This window comes from Amycolatopsis sp. PSD-21, assembly GCF_055561455.1.
On sequence record NZ_CM145712.1, the window covers coordinates 9,315,050 to 9,331,276 of the forward strand.

At 70.0% G+C, this 16,227-nt stretch carries 12 protein-coding genes; 5 read left to right on the plus strand and 7 right to left on the minus strand.

Annotated elements, in window-relative coordinates; all coding sequences use genetic code 11:
* Positions 1-67 precede the first annotated feature (67 nt).
* Both ACZ1DY_RS44005 and trmB read left to right on the plus strand, forming a co-directional pair.
* Positions 68-610, plus strand: a complete 543-nt coding sequence (locus tag ACZ1DY_RS44005) for a hypothetical protein (RefSeq protein ID WP_126737426.1) — start codon at positions 68-70, stop codon at positions 608-610.
* 44 nt (positions 611-654) lie between these two features.
* Positions 655-1,338 (plus strand): tRNA (guanosine(46)-N7)-methyltransferase TrmB, encoded by a 684-nt coding sequence (gene trmB, locus ACZ1DY_RS44010; RefSeq protein ID WP_465485798.1) that lies wholly within the window; start codon positions 655-657, stop codon positions 1,336-1,338.
* Between the two features lie 396 nt (positions 1,339-1,734).
* Here the strand turns inward: trmB and ACZ1DY_RS44015 are convergent, their stop codons facing one another.
* Positions 1,735-3,984, minus strand: a complete 2,250-nt coding sequence (locus tag ACZ1DY_RS44015) for an FtsX-like permease family protein (RefSeq protein WP_465483190.1) — start codon at positions 3,982-3,984, stop codon at positions 1,735-1,737.
* The gene (locus ACZ1DY_RS44020) at positions 3,984-4,679 is read right to left on the minus strand and encodes an ABC transporter ATP-binding protein (RefSeq protein WP_016338261.1); all 696 of its coding nucleotides are present in this window, start codon (positions 4,677-4,679) and stop codon (positions 3,984-3,986) included. The genes ACZ1DY_RS44015 and ACZ1DY_RS44020 overlap by 1 nt, the downstream gene beginning before the upstream one ends.
* A gap of 180 nt (positions 4,680-4,859) precedes the next feature.
* Between ACZ1DY_RS44020 and ACZ1DY_RS44025 the strand changes: the two genes are divergently transcribed.
* The 3 genes from ACZ1DY_RS44025 (at position 4,860) to ACZ1DY_RS44035 (ending at position 8,692) form a co-directional block, all read left to right on the plus strand.
* Complete coding sequence (locus ACZ1DY_RS44025; RefSeq protein ID WP_371878809.1) at positions 4,860-6,635, plus strand: sensor histidine kinase; 1,776 nt, start codon at positions 4,860-4,862, stop codon at positions 6,633-6,635.
* On the plus strand, positions 6,632-7,282 hold the full coding sequence (locus ACZ1DY_RS44030) for a response regulator (protein ID WP_126737430.1): 651 nt from the start codon (positions 6,632-6,634) through the stop codon (positions 7,280-7,282). Before ACZ1DY_RS44025 ends, ACZ1DY_RS44030 begins: the two co-directional genes overlap by 4 nt.
* Positions 7,283-7,384: 102 nt before the next feature.
* Positions 7,385-8,692, plus strand: coding sequence for an amidohydrolase family protein (locus tag ACZ1DY_RS44035; RefSeq protein WP_465483191.1), 1,308 nt, complete (start codon positions 7,385-7,387; stop codon positions 8,690-8,692).
* A gap of 205 nt (positions 8,693-8,897) precedes the next feature.
* Here ACZ1DY_RS44035 and ACZ1DY_RS44040 read toward each other — a convergent pair whose 3' ends face one another.
* The 5 genes from ACZ1DY_RS44040 to ACZ1DY_RS44060 form a co-directional block, all read right to left on the minus strand.
* On the minus strand, positions 8,898-9,584 hold the full coding sequence (locus ACZ1DY_RS44040; protein ID WP_465483192.1) for an SDR family oxidoreductase: 687 nt from the start codon (positions 9,582-9,584) through the stop codon (positions 8,898-8,900).
* Positions 9,585-9,751: 167 nt separating this feature from the next.
* Positions 9,752-11,479: an arabinofuranosyltransferase AftB family protein gene (locus tag ACZ1DY_RS44045; RefSeq protein ID WP_465483193.1), complete on the minus strand. Its 1,728-nt coding sequence runs from the start codon at positions 11,477-11,479 to the stop codon at positions 9,752-9,754.
* 53 nt (positions 11,480-11,532) lie between these two features.
* Positions 11,533-12,150 (minus strand): class I SAM-dependent DNA methyltransferase, encoded by a 618-nt coding sequence (locus tag ACZ1DY_RS44050; protein WP_465483194.1) that lies wholly within the window; start codon positions 12,148-12,150, stop codon positions 11,533-11,535.
* Between the two features lie 111 nt (positions 12,151-12,261).
* Positions 12,262-13,860 (minus strand): DUF7850 domain-containing protein, encoded by a 1,599-nt coding sequence (locus ACZ1DY_RS44055; protein ID WP_465485799.1) that lies wholly within the window; start codon positions 13,858-13,860, stop codon positions 12,262-12,264.
* Between the two features lie 124 nt (positions 13,861-13,984).
* Positions 13,985-16,087, minus strand: coding sequence for a PhoX family protein (locus ACZ1DY_RS44060; protein ID WP_257483488.1), 2,103 nt, complete (start codon positions 16,085-16,087; stop codon positions 13,985-13,987).
* Between the last annotated feature and the right edge of the window lie 140 nt (positions 16,088-16,227).

Consider the following 16,227-nt stretch of genomic DNA (forward strand, 5'->3'; position numbering starts at 1 on the left):
CCTATTTTTCGGCTCTCGGCCCCGGAGGTGATCCTTGACGGTGGATTCCGGTCAGGGAGTGGAACGCATGATCCCGCAAGCCCGCACGGAAAGTATGCAGCCCCGCCTCGAGCCCATGCTCGACCTCGAATGGTCACAGGCGATCGAACTGCCCCGCACGGTCGCGTCCGCGACCCGGCCATCGGATATCCGCCGCGCCTGGGTACACCGCGCGCCCGAAGATCTCGTTGTCGCGTTGTACCGCGCGTCCAGTGGAATGCACGGCGAAATCCCCGCGCCGTGGTGGCTTCGCGCCGTCGTGGAAGGCAGGCTCGAATCGCGGGAACTCGGTTTCCGCATCGAAGATCGGATCGCCGGCCTGCTCGGCAGGCGGCCCGGCTGGGAATTCGTCCCGTGGGCCGCGGACGGAGAATCCGGTTACTGGGAGTTCATGCCCTCTGAACGCGGAGCGTCCGGGCATTCGATCCCGACCACGGTGCTGAACACCAGCCGCCACGACGGCTGGATCGACGTTCTCCCCGCTCATTCCGGTACGACGCCGTCGCCGATCGCGGTCGCCGGATTCGCTGGGCTGCGTTCGCGGCTGGGGGAGTTCGAAGCCGTCCGGTAACCGCCGCGTTTAATGGGCTGGTGGAAAACGAGGACCAGCCACGGATGCGCAGCGTGGTCAGCTATGTCAAACGCGGCGGCCGGATGACCGTCGGGCAGCAGCGAGCCTGGAACGAACTCTGGCCGTCGCTCGGCCGCACCGTCGGCGAACTGCCCGAAGGACCGGTGGACTTCGACGACTGGTTCGGCAGGCAGGCGCCGGTGCTGGTGGAGATCGGTTCGGGCATGGGCGAGACCACGTCCCAGCTCGCCGCCGCCGCGCCGGAAGTCAACTACGTCGCGGTCGAGGTCTACGACCCGGGGCTCGGCCAGCTGATGTTGCGCGCCGAGAAGCTCGGGGTGAAGAACCTGCGGCTGATGCACGGTGACGCCGTCGTGCTGCTGACCTCGCACGTGGAGCCGGGCTCGCTGGCCGGTGTCCGGCTGTTCTTCCCGGACCCGTGGCCGAAGAAGCGGCACCACAAGCGGCGGATCGTGCAGCCGGAGTTCGTCTCGCTGGTGGCCTCGCGGCTCGCGCCGGGCGGCACCTTCCACATGGCGACCGACTGGGAGAACTACGCCGAGCAGATGATGGAGGTCTGCTCGGCCGAGCCGCTCCTGCGCAACCGGTACGCCGGCGAGCCCGGCGGCTGGGCGCCGCGGCCGGAGTGGCGGCCGATCACGAAGTTCGAGAACCGCGCCGACGTCGAAGGCCGGATCTCGCACGACCTGATCTTCGAGCGGGTCTGAACGGTCTCGTGAAGGGTGCCTTGAGCATGGATGGCGCTTTCGCGTGACCGGACGGACGACTCGCGGTGCCCCTTCGCTCATCCGGGCCCGACACCGTCCTGGCGACCGTGTCGCGAAAGCCACTTTCGAGACGTCTGATGTCCCGAAAGTGGCTTTCGCGACACCACCTCCGGAACCCCGCGGACAGAAAGGGCCGGTCAGGACGTCCCCACGTCCCTGACCGGCCCTTCCTTCACACCCCCGCGCCTCGGAACGCCCCCTGCGCGTCCCCGGTGCCCGTTCGTCCCTCCCCCGACAGAGAGACGACCGGGCACCCGGCCCGTGGGTGGATCACCACCGACTCCACCCACGAGACCTGCCCGCCCGGGCGCCATGACGCCATTCGGGCGAATCTTTTTATTCGTCGGCCAGAGGCTCCGACTGCACCCGCTTGAGCGCCGGGGTCGAGACGGACGCCCCGAGCAACGCCACCCCGATTCCCAGCACCACGGGCGCCAGCAGCCACGGGCTCAGCACGACCGCGTCCTTCTCGACCAGGCTGTAGAGCCCCATGCCGACGCCGATCCCGACCGCCCCCGCGCCGAGGGTGGCCACCATCGCGGGCAGAGCCGCTTCCATCCGCAGCGCCCTCGCCAGCACCCGGACCGGTGTCCCGGCCGCGATGAGCGCCCCGAAGGTGCGGCGGCGGTCCATCACCGAGCCCGCGGTCGCCACGGCCGCGCTGCACCCGGCGAGCACGCCGGCGGCGATCAGGCCGATGACGGTGACCCGTCGCAGGTCGCCGAGCTCCTGCTGCTGGCCGATCAGGTGCAGGCCGCGGCTACCGACCTCCTGGCCGGGTGCCGCGCCGACCAGCGCGGTCCGCACGACCTCGGCGTTCTCCGCGGTGGTCGGCACGATCACGTCGAAGCGCTCCGGTGTGACCCCCGCGGGCACCAGGGCCGGGTCGATGACGATCGTGCTGGACGTGTCCTCGTCGCCTTGCGGGAAGAGGTGCACGGGAGTCTTCGGATCCAGCTGCGGACCGGCCTTGTCGTACTCCGACAGCACGCGGTACTCCGCCGGGTTGATGGCGTACCTGCTGTAGATCGCGGGTCCCGGTTGGCAGGAGCCGCCGAGGTTCACCCGCAGGAGTTTCGCGGCGTCGTCGCAGGTCATCACGAAAGCCCGGTTCAGATTCTGTGAGCGGGTGCCCGGCTCACCGGTGGACAGGTAGACCTGCCCGACCGAGACGGCCTTCTCGGTGATCCCGTAGCGGGCGAGGGAGGCGTTGGTCTGGTCGGCGACCTGCTGCGCCTGGGCCGCGTCGGCCTGGGCGTAGAGGACGTTGTCCTTGAAGGTCCGGCCGCCGCCCGCCATCGACTCGAACGAGGGCAGCAGGGTGAGCGCCATCGAACCGGTGAAGACGGCCAGCACGACACCCGCGGTGGCGCGGTAGGCGCTCTTCGGGTCGTCGCGGAGCCTGCGTCCGGCCAGCAGCGACGCCGGTTTGCGCCAGATCCGGACGAACGTGCCGCCGACCGCCGAGGTGACCCACGGACCGATGATCGCGGCCGACCCGACCAGCAGGAACAGCCCGAGCATCACCATCGGCAGGCTGGCGTTGTCCTGGGTGACCGCGAAGAGGAAGAAGGCACCGGCCACGGGGACCGCGAGCAGCCGCCACCAGTGCAGCGGCTTGCGAGCGTGTGCCGAAGCCGCGAACAGCGGCGTCTTCAGCACGCGGCGGATGCCGAGGACCCCGGCGAGGACGACCAGCAGCGGGATCGCCACGGCGACCGCGATCGTCGAACCGGCCGAAAGGCTGAAGTCCGACGCGAGCCAGGTTCCGCCGCCCCACGGGACGAACGTCGAGAGTCCTTGGAGCGCCGGTGCCACGAGGATGCCGAGCAGCGCGCCGACCGTGGCGGACAACGCCGTCTCGGCGGCGACGATCTTCGTCACCTGTCCGGGAGTCGCCCCGGCCAGCCGGAGCGCCGCCATCCGCAGCTCACGCCGGGCGGCCGTGAGCCGGGCCGAAGAGGCGACGAGCACCAGGCTCGGCACGAGCAGGACGATCACCCCGACCCAGGCGAGCAGTTCGAGCAGCGGGTCCGGCTTCGCCTCCTTGTTCGGGAAGCCGTCCGCGGCCATCGCCGTCTGCGGCATCGACTCCGGGGTGTGGCCGACGACGGCGACCAGCTGCTCCGGATACATCAGCGATTCGGGCCCGAGCGCGTCGACGAGTTTGCCGAACCGGTCCCCGAGCTGCGCCTGCGGTGTCGACTGGATCAGTTTCCCGAGGGCGGGGGAGACGATCGACTCGCCGGGAGCGGGCAGCCGCGGGATGCCCGGCGGCAGGCTGAGCATCGGCGAAGTGCCGGTCAAGGCGATGTCGACGCGGGTGATCTCACGGTCGCCCGAGTAGTCCTTGTTCGCCGCCATGAGCAGCGGAGCCGGGCGCTGGCTCTCCCCGGACTGGGAGTAGTAGCTGCCGATGTCCTGCCAGATCGCCCGCTGGGAGCGGGCCTGCGTGGCACCGGGGAGGGATGCCAGCAGGAGCACCAGGCTGGTCGCGACGGCGACCCCGACCGCGGTGAGGATGGCCGACGTGCGGGTCCGGCGGTCGACCCGGAGCACCCGCATGGCCAGCTGGAAGCTGTTCATTACGCGGCCAGCCTCGTCGCGATCAGCCCGTCCCGGATGGAGACGGTGCGCGGCATGGCTTCGGCGAGCTCGCGGTCGTGGGTCACCACGATCACCGCGGCACCGCTGTCGGCGGCCGCGGCGAGCAGCGCGTCCATGGTGGCGCGGCCGGTGCGGGTGTCGAGCGCGCCGGTCGGCTCGTCGGCGAAGATCACCTTCGGCCGGTGCGTCAGCGCCCGTGCGATCGCGACACGCTGCGCCTCGCCGCCGGAGAGCTCACCGGGGCGGCGCTTCTCCTTGCCCGCGAGGCCGAGCTTCGCCAGCCATTCGCGGCCGGCCTCGATGGATTCCTTGCGGCCCTTGCCACCCAGCAGCGACGGCAGCGCCACGTTCTCCTCGGCGCTCAGTTCCGCGACGAGCATCCCGGACTGGAACACGAAGCCGAACTCGGTGCGCCGCAGCTCGCTGCGCTTGCGCTCGTTGAGCTGGTCGACCCGCTGCCCGGCCAGGAAGATCTGCCCGGAGTCGGCGCGGAGGATCCCGGCGAGCACGTGCAGCAGGGAGGTCTTGCCCGAGCCGGAGGGCCCGACGATGGCGACCGCGTCACCCGCCTGGATGTCGATGTCGATCCCGGCCAGCGCGTGCTGCGTGCCGTACCGCTTCACCAGCCCGCGGCCCGAAAGCACCGGCTGCCCTGTCCACTGTGGATCCACCACCGTGATTCTCCCTAGTCAGTCACTTGTGTTCTGCTTCGGGAAAGAGCTTCGCGGTGGACCGGGTGTGTCCACTTCGGGCAGACGGCCAGTGCTGATCACCCGCGCATCGGCCGATCGGCCGACCCGGCTCGGGCCGGTCGGCCAAGGTGCGGACGCCCGCCGATCCTCTACCGTCACGGTGTGACAGCAGGTCCGGCCCAGAACAAGTTCCCCGCGCGGGTGAGTGCGCTCGCGCGACGTATCGGCATGCCCGCCGTCGTCCTGCTGGCCGCGCTCGCTTTCGACCTGATCTTCGTGACCGACGCCGCCTTCGACGACACGGGCCCGCGCGGGATCGACCTCCTGCTCTTCCCCGGCATCTTCGCGATGGTGTTCTGCGCGCTCTGGGCGCAGAAGCGAGCGGCCGTGGCCGCCGTCGCGGCCTCGGTCGTGCTGGTGGCGTACACGCTGGTCGTCCGGTACTTCGACATCCCGACCTACTCGAGCGTGCTCGCCAATCTGTCCATCACCGAGGTGGTCGCGGGGGTCGAGGTCCTGTTCTACGCCGCGCGCCGGACGCGGCCGGGTGTCGCGTTCGCCGTGATCACCGGCCTGGTGCTGGCCACGCTGACCGCGGTGTCCGGCCGGTACTACTACGGCAGCGAGTCGAACGGCACCATGGCGCAGGCGATGCTGTTCGGCGGCATCCTGCTGGGCGGCACGCTGCTCTTCGCGATCCCCGGACGCGACCGGACGGCGCATCCGAAGAACTACGAGAAGCTGCAGAAGCTCAACAAGCTGGTGATGGGCCAATGGCCGCTCATCGGCCTGCTGGGTGTCGCGCTGATCCTGGAGTTCGGCTTCACCTACGAGAGCGGGGCGCACGGCTTCCCGATCCTGGTGTGCTCGATCGTCGCGGCGGTCATCGCCGTCGCCGCGCCGCGGCGACCGGCCGACGCGATGATCGCGCTCACCGCGGTCATGCTGCTTTCGGCGCTGGTGACGCCGTTCCTCCGGCTCCGCTACGACTACGCCACACCCGGTGGGGTGCCGGGGACGCAGATCGTCGCGGGGATGGGGCTGGTCGTCACCCTGGTCCGGGCGGTCGGGCTGAGCAAGGCCGTGCCGAGGATCGTCGGGCTGTCGGTGGTGGTCGCCGTGGCCTCGATCCTCAACACCAAACGTCCGGGCCCCAAGCTGATGACCGATCCGGACGAGATCGCCGGTCTCGCCGTGGCCGCGGTGCTGCTGCTCGGCATCTCGGTGGCGGTCGGCCTGGCGCTGCGGTCACGGGATTCGGAACGCACGCAGGTCATCCAGTCGGCGATCAGCGACGCGCAGACGTCGGAGCGGATGGCGCTGGCGCGGGAACTGCACGACGTGGTCGCCCATCACGTCACCGGGATCGTCGTGCAGGCGCAGGCGGCGAAGATGATGGGCGAGAAGAATCCGCAGGTCGCGGTCGAGGCGATGGGCCGGATCGAGGACGCCGGGGTGGAGGCGCTCGCGGCGATGCGGCGGCTCGTGCGGAGTATGCGCGGAGACGCGCCTGCCGGGAGCAGCGAGTTCAGTGAACAGGCCACCACCGATCTCGCCGCCGACCTGCGGACGCTGATCGAACGGTCGAACCACGGCGTGAAGACGTCGATGAAGCTCGAACTGCCGCCGAACGTGCCGCACGAGGTCGGGCGGTCGGCGTTGCGGCTGGTGCAGGAGTCGCTGACGAACATCGGCAAGCACGCGTCCGGCGCGAAGGAGGCGCTGGTCATCGCCGAGGTGAGCGAGAACGAACTGCACCTCCAGGTGACCGACGACGGACGCGAGCCACAGGGCCGTCCGGCAGGCGGGTCGGGCGGCTACGGTCTGATCGGCATGCGCGAACGGGTCGCCCTGCTGCACGGCCGGCTCTCCGCCGGACGGGTGCCGGGCGGCGGATGGCGCGTCGAAGCGTGGCTACCACTTGAAGGAGAAGAGTGATCCGGGTACTGATCGCCGACGACCAGGACATGGTGCGGATCGGCTTCCGGATGATCCTGGACGCACAGGACGACATCGAGGTGGTCGCCGACGTGCCGGACGGCGTCTCGGCGGTCGCCAAGGCGCGAGAACTGCGGCCGGACGTCTGCCTGCTGGACATCCGCATGCCGGGGATCGACGGGCTCGAGGTCACCAAGCAGCTGGCGGGCCCGGACGTCGCCGATCCGCTGAAGGTCGTGGTGGTCACGACGTTCGACCTCGACGAATACGTGCACACCGCGCTGCGGAACGGCGCGAGCGGGTTCCTGCTGAAGGACGCCGGGCCCGCGCTGCTGATCGAAGCCGTGCGCGCGGCGGCGCGCGGGGACGCGCTGGTGTCGCCGCAGATCACCGTCCGGCTGCTGAAGCATTTCGACGGCGGAACGGTGAAACGCGACGTCACGCCGCCTTCGGAGCCGCTCACGGCGCGGGAGCTGGATGTGGTCAAGGCGGCCGCGAAGGGGCTGACGAACACCGAGATCGGGGCCGAGCTGTTCCTGTCGCTGTCCACGGTGAAGACGCATCTGGCGTCGGTGCAGGGCAAGGTCGGGGCGCGGAACCGGGTGGAGATCGCGGCCTGGGCGTGGCGGAGCGGCGTCGTGGACTGAGCGGCGGGGCGCCGGGATAGCGATAGTGCCGTTCACGCGCAAGCTGCGTCCTGGCGACGAGATAGCGGTCGGCGCGATAAAGAGCACCCGTAAGCTCCCTTCATGCAACGCCGTTTCCACGCTCCTGTCGTACTCCCCGCCGACCCCGCTTGCTCGTTGCTGCGTGACGCCGTGGTCGACGTGGACGAGACGGGCCGCGTCACCCATGTCGGTCCCCTGTCCGGGGCCCCCGAATCGTCCGCTCCCGTGACCCGGTTGAGCGGCATCCTCCTGCCCGGTCTGGTCAACGCGCACGCGCACAGCCCGATGACGCTGCTGCGCGGGATGGGCGGCGACCTGCCGCTGCTGCCGTGGCTGACCGAGATCATCTGGCCTGCCGAGGCGAAGCTGGAGCCCGCCGACATCCGCACCGGCATGATGCTGGGCTCGATCGAGATGCTGCGGCACGGCGTCACGACCAGCGCGGAGATGTACTTCGAAGGCGAACAGCTCGCCGACGCGGTGCTCGCCACCGGTGGCCGGGTGGTGCTGGGCCCGCCGATCATGGAACTGCCGGGGATGGATTGGCGCGCGATGCTGAAGAGCATCGAACGCTGGATCGACACCGACGGTCTCCGGTTCGGGCCCGGCGATCGGATCGAGGTCGGCTACGGGCCGCACTCGGCGTACATGCTGAACGAGGAAGCGCTGCGGGCGACCGCGGAGTCGGCGGCCGAGCGTGGCGCCCTGGTGCAGATCCACGTGGCCGAGGCGGCGCTCGAAGACGTCAAGCAGCGGGAAGCGCACGGTTCGGTGCCCGCGCTGCTGGAGAAGGTCGGGATGCTGCGGGGCCGGACGCTGGCCGCGCACGCCATCCATCTGTCCGACGAGGACATCGCGCTGTTCGCCGCGCGCGGCGTCGGGATGGCGCACTGTCCCGGGTCGAACGCGAAGCTCGCCTCGGGTATCGCCCGGGTGACGGAGCTGCGCAAGGCGGGCGTCGCGATCGGGCTCGGCACCGACGGCCCGGCGTCGAACGACGACATCGATCTGTGGGAGGAGCTGCAGCTCTCGGCGATGTTCGCGCGGCTCGCGACCGGCGACTCGACCGTGCTGACCGCGGCCGACGCGTTCCTGCTCGGCACCCGCGGCGGCGCGGACGCACTGGGCCGGACCGACATCGGCGCGCTGGAAACCGGCCGGTGGGCGGACATGGTGCACGTCGACCTCGACGACCCGGCCTTCGCGACCGGCATCGACGTGCCCGACGAGCAACTGCTCGCGAACCTGGTGTGGGCCGCGGGCTCACGCCGCGTCCGCGACGTGTGGGTGGCGGGCGAGCAGGTCGTCGGCGACGGCGAACCCCTGCGGGTGGACCGCGCCAAGGTGCAGGCCGAAGTAGCCCACACCGCCGCACGCCTTCGCTCTTAACTCACCTACGCAGCCCCCCACCCGTCCCAGGGGGCGGCCCCGAGGCCAGTCTATCGGGGGTGGGGGCTGGGGCCGGTGGAAAAGTGCTGGTCAGCCGGGAGTTGTCCACAACGGCGACGGGGTGTGGACAAGTGGGTGCGAGCTGTTCCCGATGTCGCATTAGAGGCGCTGAGCGTCTCTAATGCGACATCGGGAACCCGGGATGTCAGACCAGGCCGCGCGGCCGGAGGGTCACGTCGGTCGGGTGCGCGTCACCGGTCGCGGAGACCGCGGCGAGGACAGCGGCCGCGACGGATTCGGGGCGAAGGAAGCGTTCGGGCTCGTACTCGCGGCCCTCGTCGGCGACGATCGCCTGCTGCATCTCGGTGTCCGTGCGGCCGGGGTAGATCGACGTCACCCGAAGCGCGGACTCCTCCTCGCGCAGCGAGTCGGCGAAGGCCCGGACGGCGAACTTGCTCGCCGCGTACGGCCCCCAACCCGGCCGCGCGTTCTGCCCGGCACCCGAGTTGATCACGACGACGTGCCCCTTCGAAGCGCGCAGCGCTGGCAGCAACAGCCTGGTCAGCGTGACGACGCCCAGGACGTTGACCTCGAAGTTCGCCCGCCAGTCGGCGTCGGTCGCGGTCTCGACCGTGCCGAGCCGCGCCACGCCCGCCGAGTGCACCAGCACGTCCAGCTCACCGATTTCGGCGGCCGCCGTCTCCAGCGCCTCGGTGTCGGTCAGGTCGATCGGCCACGGCTTCGCCTCGGGCAGGGTGCCCGCCAGTTCGCCGAGCGCGTCGGCGTCGCGGCCGCCGAGCAGCAACCGGTGGGTCGGAGCGAGCGCGCGGGCGGTCGCGGCACCGATGCCGCGGGTGGCGCCGGTGACGAGAGCGAGGGGTAGATCAGCCATACCGTCACGCTAGTGGTCGGTTCTGGACCGCCGGCGCGTGTCCAGACGGCCAGCTCACGTGATCAGACGGCCGACACACGTGATTGGGTGGCCGACACGCGTGATCAGACGGCGAACTCGCGTGATCAGAGGCGTAACTCGCGTGATTGGAGGCGTAACTCGCGTGATCAGGGGGCGCACACGACGGGAGGGGTCGCCACGCGCGGGAACCGGATCGAACCGCGGGTGAAGGAACCGGTGAGGTTGTCCGCGAAGCGGTCGGCCGTCAGGGGATCCCGCACCGACGCGTCGATCGCCACGAGAGCGGGGCAGTCCAGTGCCGCTCGGGCGGCGGCGACGTCCGCGGAGCGGACCGGGCCGCCCTCGGCGATCGGGAGCCGCGCCGAATTCGCCAGCTCCCAGACCGGCGGAAGCCATTTCTGGTGGCCGGGACGGCCGTTGGGGAGAGCCGTCGAATGCGCGGCGAACGGGTTCGCGAGGCCGTAGCCGTCGCGCAGCCGCATGTCGAGCGGGATCAGCAGGCCGAGCGCGCCCATGCTGTCCGCCGCGACGGTCACGTATGGCCGGTCCGTCGGGTACGCGTGCCAGCGCCGGGTCGTGTAGTCCTGGATCAGCACCGCCGGACCTGTCACGCCGCGGATGGCGGCCAGCGCCGACGGCATCAGCGGGTGGTCGGCGTAGTCCTCCGCCAGGACCGGGTGTTCGTGCCCCGTCGACCGCGACCAGAACGCCCGCTCGTCCGTGACGCCCACAGCGCGCGGAGAAGCCGAGTACGCCGGACGGAGCGACGCGGCGGCCACGAACGCCCAGATCCCGACGGCGACCAGAAGTGCCACGGTCACCCTCGTCACCGGCAGGGCCAGCACCGGCAAGAGCAGGCAGAACAACGCCGGGAGCAGCATGCGCCCGTGCATGAAATCCCCGCCGACCCGGATCACGTACAACGCGAGCAGCACCGATCCGGCCACCGGAACCGCGGTGAGCACCACGAAGGTTCTGTCCATAGTGGACGAGACCGTGACCACCGCGGCGGCGAGCAGCAGCAGCGGGAGCAGGAGCCAGTACGGCTGGACGAGGTCGGCCAGGTACGCCCATCCGCGAGCCCAGTTCGCCTCCGACGCCTCCTTGACCAGTGCGGTGTTCGGTGTCAGCAGACCGTAGTAGCCCATCCGGAACACCTGATACGCCAACGGGAGCGCGACCGCCACGACCATCAGGCCCACCGCGCGGCGTCGTCCCGGCCGCGCGAGGACGAGCAACGCCACCAAGGCGACGGCGCTGAAAAGCGCGAGATCGGGCCGCACCAACGGTCCCAGCCCGGCTACCAGCGCGACCGGCCAGGTGCGCAGATCGTCCATTGTGGACGCGCGGCGGACGAGCAACCACCAGGTACCGCCCAGCCACAAGGTGATCAGCCCGGTTTCGAGCCCGGACGTCGCGAAGTCGCGGAACGGCGGCAGCGCGCAGACCACGAGCGCCCCGGCCGGCGCGAGTCCGTGGAACGCCAGCGGTTGATAGAGCCGCCGTGCGCCGTCCAGGCCGAAGAACAACCCCGCGACCGAGAAGACCAGCCCGGTGACCACGGAGACCCATTCCAGCGGCACCCCCGGGATCAGCCCGAGGACGCTCAGGACGGCCGTCCACAAAGGACTGGTGTTGGTCTCGACCCGCTCGCCGACATTGAAGACCGGCCCGTTGCCCGCGAGGATCTGACGGACCGTCCGCAGCACGATCAGCCCGTCGTCGCTCATCCAGCGGCGGCGCCAGGCCAGATCGGCGTAGACCATCAGCACCAGGCCGAACCCGAACCAAGTCCAGGTCGACGGCCTCAGGTACCAGGCGCGCGAAGGCCAGTCGGGCGTGTTCTCACCCGTGGTCGTGTTCGTCTGCGTCATGGCCCCGCCCGGCTCGGTTGCGTGCGCAGCAGATCAGGCCCGCGGCCCGCGAGTCAAACCGCACGGCCGGACAGGCAGGACTGTGGCCATTTCCTCCCTTCCATGGTCAGCCGCGCGGTGACCTCGAAGCCCGCCTGCCCGAGCAGGTCCGCGACCCGGCCGGGATCCAGCAGGTAGGCGTCGTAGGTGACCGGGTGGCCATACGCCGTCTCCGGGCTCAGCCGCTCGTCACCGACGTGGAACCCGAGCAGCAGACGACCACCTGGCGCGAGCGTGCGGCGGAACTCCGTGAACACCGCCGGGAGCTCCTCCGGCGGCAGGTGGAAGATCGACCACCAGGCGACGAGACCGCCCAAAGACCCGTCCGGAAAGTCCATGTCGGCCATCGAGCCGACCGAAAACCGCTGTTCAGGGTGCTGACGACGGGCGATCTCGACCATTTTCGGCGACAAATCGACACCGGTGACGTCGAGACCGAGCGACGCCAGGTGAGCGGTGACGTGGCCGGGACCGCAGCCGACGTCGACGACCGGGCCGCGCACCTGCTCGGCGAAGGCGGCGAGCATCGCGCGGCTGATCGGCTCCTGGTCGAAGAGCGGCTTGATCCGTGCCGCGTAGTCCTCGGCGACGGTGTCGTAGGACTCGCGGGTGGCGTCGAGATGGGAAGTCACGGTCGGCGACGTTAGCGGCACCCACCGACACTTTGTGGTCAAGGCGTGATTCGCGTGATTGAAGGCGTAACACGCGTGATTGGAGGCGTAACTCGCGTGATCGGGCGGCGATCACGGGTCGAGCAGGCCGGCGTCCCTGGTCAGGTCTTCCGGGGAGCCGGGCGAGGCCACCGGCGTGCAGCCGGTCGCGGGGTCCGCGGCCGAATCGGTGCCGTTGTAGTGCGCGACGCCGGGCCGGGTCAGCTGACGTGAGCCGACGTCGAAGCACACCTGGTACGAGCCCGGGATCACCCGTTCGAAGGCGTATCGCCCGTCGGGGCCGGTCACGGTGGAGCCGACCTCTTTGCCGGAGGCGTCCTTCAACGTCACTTTCACGTCCGGGACGCCGAGTTCGTCGCGGCTCTGGAGACCGTCCTTGTCCTTGTCCAGCCACACGAAATCGCCCAGCCTGCTCAGCGGCGCGACGAGACCCGCGGAGAGCGTCAGGTCGATCCGCTTGCGAGGGCCGACGGTGGTGGTCGCGGTGCAGCCGGTCGCCGGGTCGGCGTCCGAATCCTTCGCGTCGTCGCCCGCGTCCTTCGCCGTGTACGTGAAGGGAAGCCCGGCGAGGTCGAAGCAGACCTGGTAGATGCCGTCCTTCAGCTTGGTGAAGCGGTATTTGCCGCCGGCGTCGGTGGTGAGCGTCCCGAGCGCTTTGCCGGACGCGTCCTTCAAAGTCGCCTTCACGCCCTGAACGCCCGGCTCCCCGGCGTCCTGCAACCCGTTCCGGTCGAGGTCGTTCCAGACGAACTCGCCGATCTCGTCGATCGCGGGCGGCGGGGTGACCTTGATGGTCGTGGTCGCGGTCTTCTTCGGCAGAGTCCCGCTGGAGACGGTCACGGTGCTGACGTGGCCGTTGTCCGCCTCGGTGACGTTTTTGTGGTCGCAGGTGACGGTCGCCGACTTGCCTGCTTCGAGGGTCGCGATCGGGGCGGGGTTCGCGTCGCAGTACGGGTCTTCGACCTTGATGGCGGTCAGCGTCGTGGTGCCGTCGTTGGTGACGGTGAACCGGTAGTTCGCGGTGGTGCCCGCCTCCAGGGTGGCCGTGGCGCCCCAGGCGCCGCTCGCCGGATCACGCACTTCCGCCTTCGCCGAAAACGAGTCGACCCGCAGGTGGACGCAGTCCCACATGACCCAGTTGCGGTCGGTGGCGGCGAAGAACTTCACCGAACCGGCCGACGGCGGGGCGACCGACGGCGGGAAATCCTGCCGGGCCAGTTTGCCGTCGGCCTCGACGGCGTGCACGACCTTGAGTTTGTTCTCCAGGACGACCTTGCCGGATCCGTTGTAGAACCGCAGCCCCGTCTCCTGGACGGCGTCCGCGCGCTGGACGTTCGTGCCGGTCCAGTCGGTCAGGGTGTAGACGCCGCCGGGCACGAACTTCATGGCCGCGTAGGCGGTGCTGATCATCTTGTCCGGGGTCGAGATCAGGGCGTATTTGCCCCCGTCGGACTGGTACCCGCTGGCCGTCGACAGCCGGGGCTGCTTGCTCCTCGGCGTGCCGGGAGGCACCGGGGCGGCAGGGTTGAACGTGTACCCGGCGGGTGGGCTGCCCTGCTCGACGCTCGGATTCGGCGCGACGCCGCCGGTGCAGCCGGACGGGACGGTCGCCGCCTGCGCGTACGAAGGGACGAAGCCGGAGACGAGCGCGCCCGCCACCATCACCACCATTGCCCGTTTCACAGGGCTGAAGCTAATGAGCGCGGCAGGGTTCCGTCATCACCGAACGGTGTCGTCCGGCGCCCCGATCAGGCAGAACAAGTCTCGCCGAGAGTGATCGGGGCGCCGGAAGCCACTACTTGACGCCGATGCGGCCGACCTGGCCCCAGCGGCCCTTCTTCCACACCGACACGATCGACGGCCGCGGCTGCGAAGTGCCGCCGTCCGGCCAGTGCGACGTCGGGTTCGCGGAGCTGGCCGCGTCCTCACCCGGGTGCTGCACGGCGACGAGCACCAGGTGGTCGGTCACCACCGGGCCGCAGCATTCCGCGCCGACCGGGACCGACAGGAACTGCTTGACGTGCCCGCGTTCCGGGCCGTCGACCGGCACCGAGAACAGGCCGTCGTGGGCACCGAGGGCGTTGCCGTCGGTGGAGATCCACAGGTTGCCGTGCCGGTCGAATGCGACGTTGTCCGGGCAGGAGATCGGGCTGACCTGCTCCTTCGGGAAGCCGCCGAAGTAGGTGTCGGCCGTCTTCGGGTCACCGCAGACCAGGAGGAGCCGCCAGGAGAACTTCGTCGACGCGGCGTCGCCTCGGTCCTCCTCCCACTCCAGGACGTGGCCGTTGCGGTTGTTCGGGCGCGGGTTCGCCTCGTCGACGTTCGCCTTGCCGGCGGGGCCGCGCTGGCTGTTGTTGGTCAGCGCCGCGTAGATCCGGCCGTTGACCGGGTTCGCCTCGATGTCCTCGGGGCGGTCCATCTTGGTCGGCTTGACCTTGTCCGCCGCTTCGCGGGTGAAGACGTAGACCTCTTCGGCGGTGAAGCCGTCCACAAAGGACTTGTCGCCCGACGCCAGCGGGATCCACTCGCCGACACCGTCGAATTCGCCGTCCGACGGGAGCTTTCCGGTGCCGTCGATCTCGGCGGCCGGGCTGTCGCCGGTGAAGCGGCCGACGTACAGCGTGCCGTCGTCGAGCAGCGCCGAGTTGTGGCGGCGCGCGTGCGCGCTCTTGCCCGGCTTGTACTTGCCCTTGGAGACGAACTTGTAGATGTACTCGAAGCGCTCGTCGTCACCCGAGTAGACGGCGACGCGGCCGTCCTTGGTGATCTTGATGTTCGCGGCCTCGTGCTTGAACCGGCCGAGCGCGGTGTGCTTGATCGGCGTCGAGTTCGGGTCGTTCGGGTCGATCTCGACGACCCAGCCGAAGCGGTTGGCCTCGTTGGGCTCCTGCGCGAGGTCCCAGCGCTTGTCGAACCGCTCCCACTTGCGGGTGCTCTCGGTGCCCGAGAAGCCGTACCGCTTCAGGCGGGCCGCCGCGACCGGGTCGGTGACGCTCGCCGCGTTGGCGAAGTACTGGTTGACGTTCTCCTCGCCGGAAAGCACGGTGCCCCAAGGGGTCACGCCGCCGGCGCAGTTGTTCTGCGTGCCGAAGACCTTGCGGCCGGTCGGGTCCGCGGACGTCTTGAGGTACTTCGAACCGGCGGCCGGGCCGCGCACCTCGAAGGCGGTGTTCAGCGTGATGCGGCGGTTGAACGGGCTCGGCGTCACGCGCAGGGCGCCACCGACCGGGTCGCGGAAGGCCTGGACGACCGAAAGACCGTGCGCGGCCCACGCGATCTTGACCTGCTCCTCGGTCGGGTTCTTCGGGTCGTACTGGTCGGCCGGGAACATGTGGACCTCGGTGGTGTACTCGTGGTTCACCACCAGCAGGTTGCGGATGCCCAGCGGATCCTGCGGGATCAGGCCGACGAAGTCGCAGTTGTAGCCGAACTGCTTCGCCTGCGCGGCCGCGGTCTGCTTGTGGAAGTCGAACTTCGGCGCGCCCCACTCGACGGCGTCGCCCCAGCGGATGACGACGCGCTGCTCGTAACCCTCGGGGATGGTGATCGCGTCGAGGGTGTTCGGCGGCACCGCTTCGAAGTCGGTGCCGGGCACCGGACGGCCGGGGCGGCCCGGCTTGCCGTGGCCCGCGGCGGCGACTTCAGCCGGGGTTTCGGCGGCGGCCGTGCCGGACAGCGCGGCGAAACCGCCCGCGGCGGCGGCCATCACGGCGCCGGCCTTCAGCGCGCCACGACGGGAAAGCATGTTCTTGACGACGTCGCCGAAGTATTCGTTGTCCGACGTGTTCGGCTCGGGGTGGGCGCACGCGTTGCCGCAGCGGTACTCGCAGGTGACCGCGGAGCGGCCACCGGGGTGGGAGGTGATCAACGGCAGCAGCCGCTGAGGCTCGAAGGACACAGGGCCTCCATGGTCGCGGTGGGTACACGTAGTCCAGTCGGGGGAACGCCGTGACGGTAAGCGACCAAAACGATCCAGCTCTGGCCAGAAGATGAACAGCGCGCGAACGAGCGATGGCGCGCTGCCGGACCCGGCAGCGC

Coding starts and splice junctions, on each gene's coding strand:
- ACZ1DY_RS44005 (WP_126737426.1), top strand. CDS start 68: ATGATCCCGCAAGCCCGCACGGAAAGTATGCAGCCCCGCCTCGAGCCC.
- trmB (WP_465485798.1), top strand. CDS start 655: ATGCGCAGCGTGGTCAGCTATGTCAAACGCGGCGGCCGGATGACCGTC.
- ACZ1DY_RS44015 (WP_465483190.1), bottom strand. CDS start 3,984: ATGAACAGCTTCCAGCTGGCCATGCGGGTGCTCCGGGTCGACCGCCGG.
- ACZ1DY_RS44035 (WP_465483191.1), top strand. CDS start 7,385: ATGCAACGCCGTTTCCACGCTCCTGTCGTACTCCCCGCCGACCCCGCT.
- ACZ1DY_RS44040 (WP_465483192.1), bottom strand. CDS start 9,584: ATGGCTGATCTACCCCTCGCTCTCGTCACCGGCGCCACCCGCGGCATC.
- ACZ1DY_RS44045 (WP_465483193.1), bottom strand. CDS start 11,479: ATGACGCAGACGAACACGACCACGGGTGAGAACACGCCCGACTGGCCT.
- ACZ1DY_RS44055 (WP_465485799.1), bottom strand. CDS start 13,860: ATGGTGGTGATGGTGGCGGGCGCGCTCGTCTCCGGCTTCGTCCCTTCG.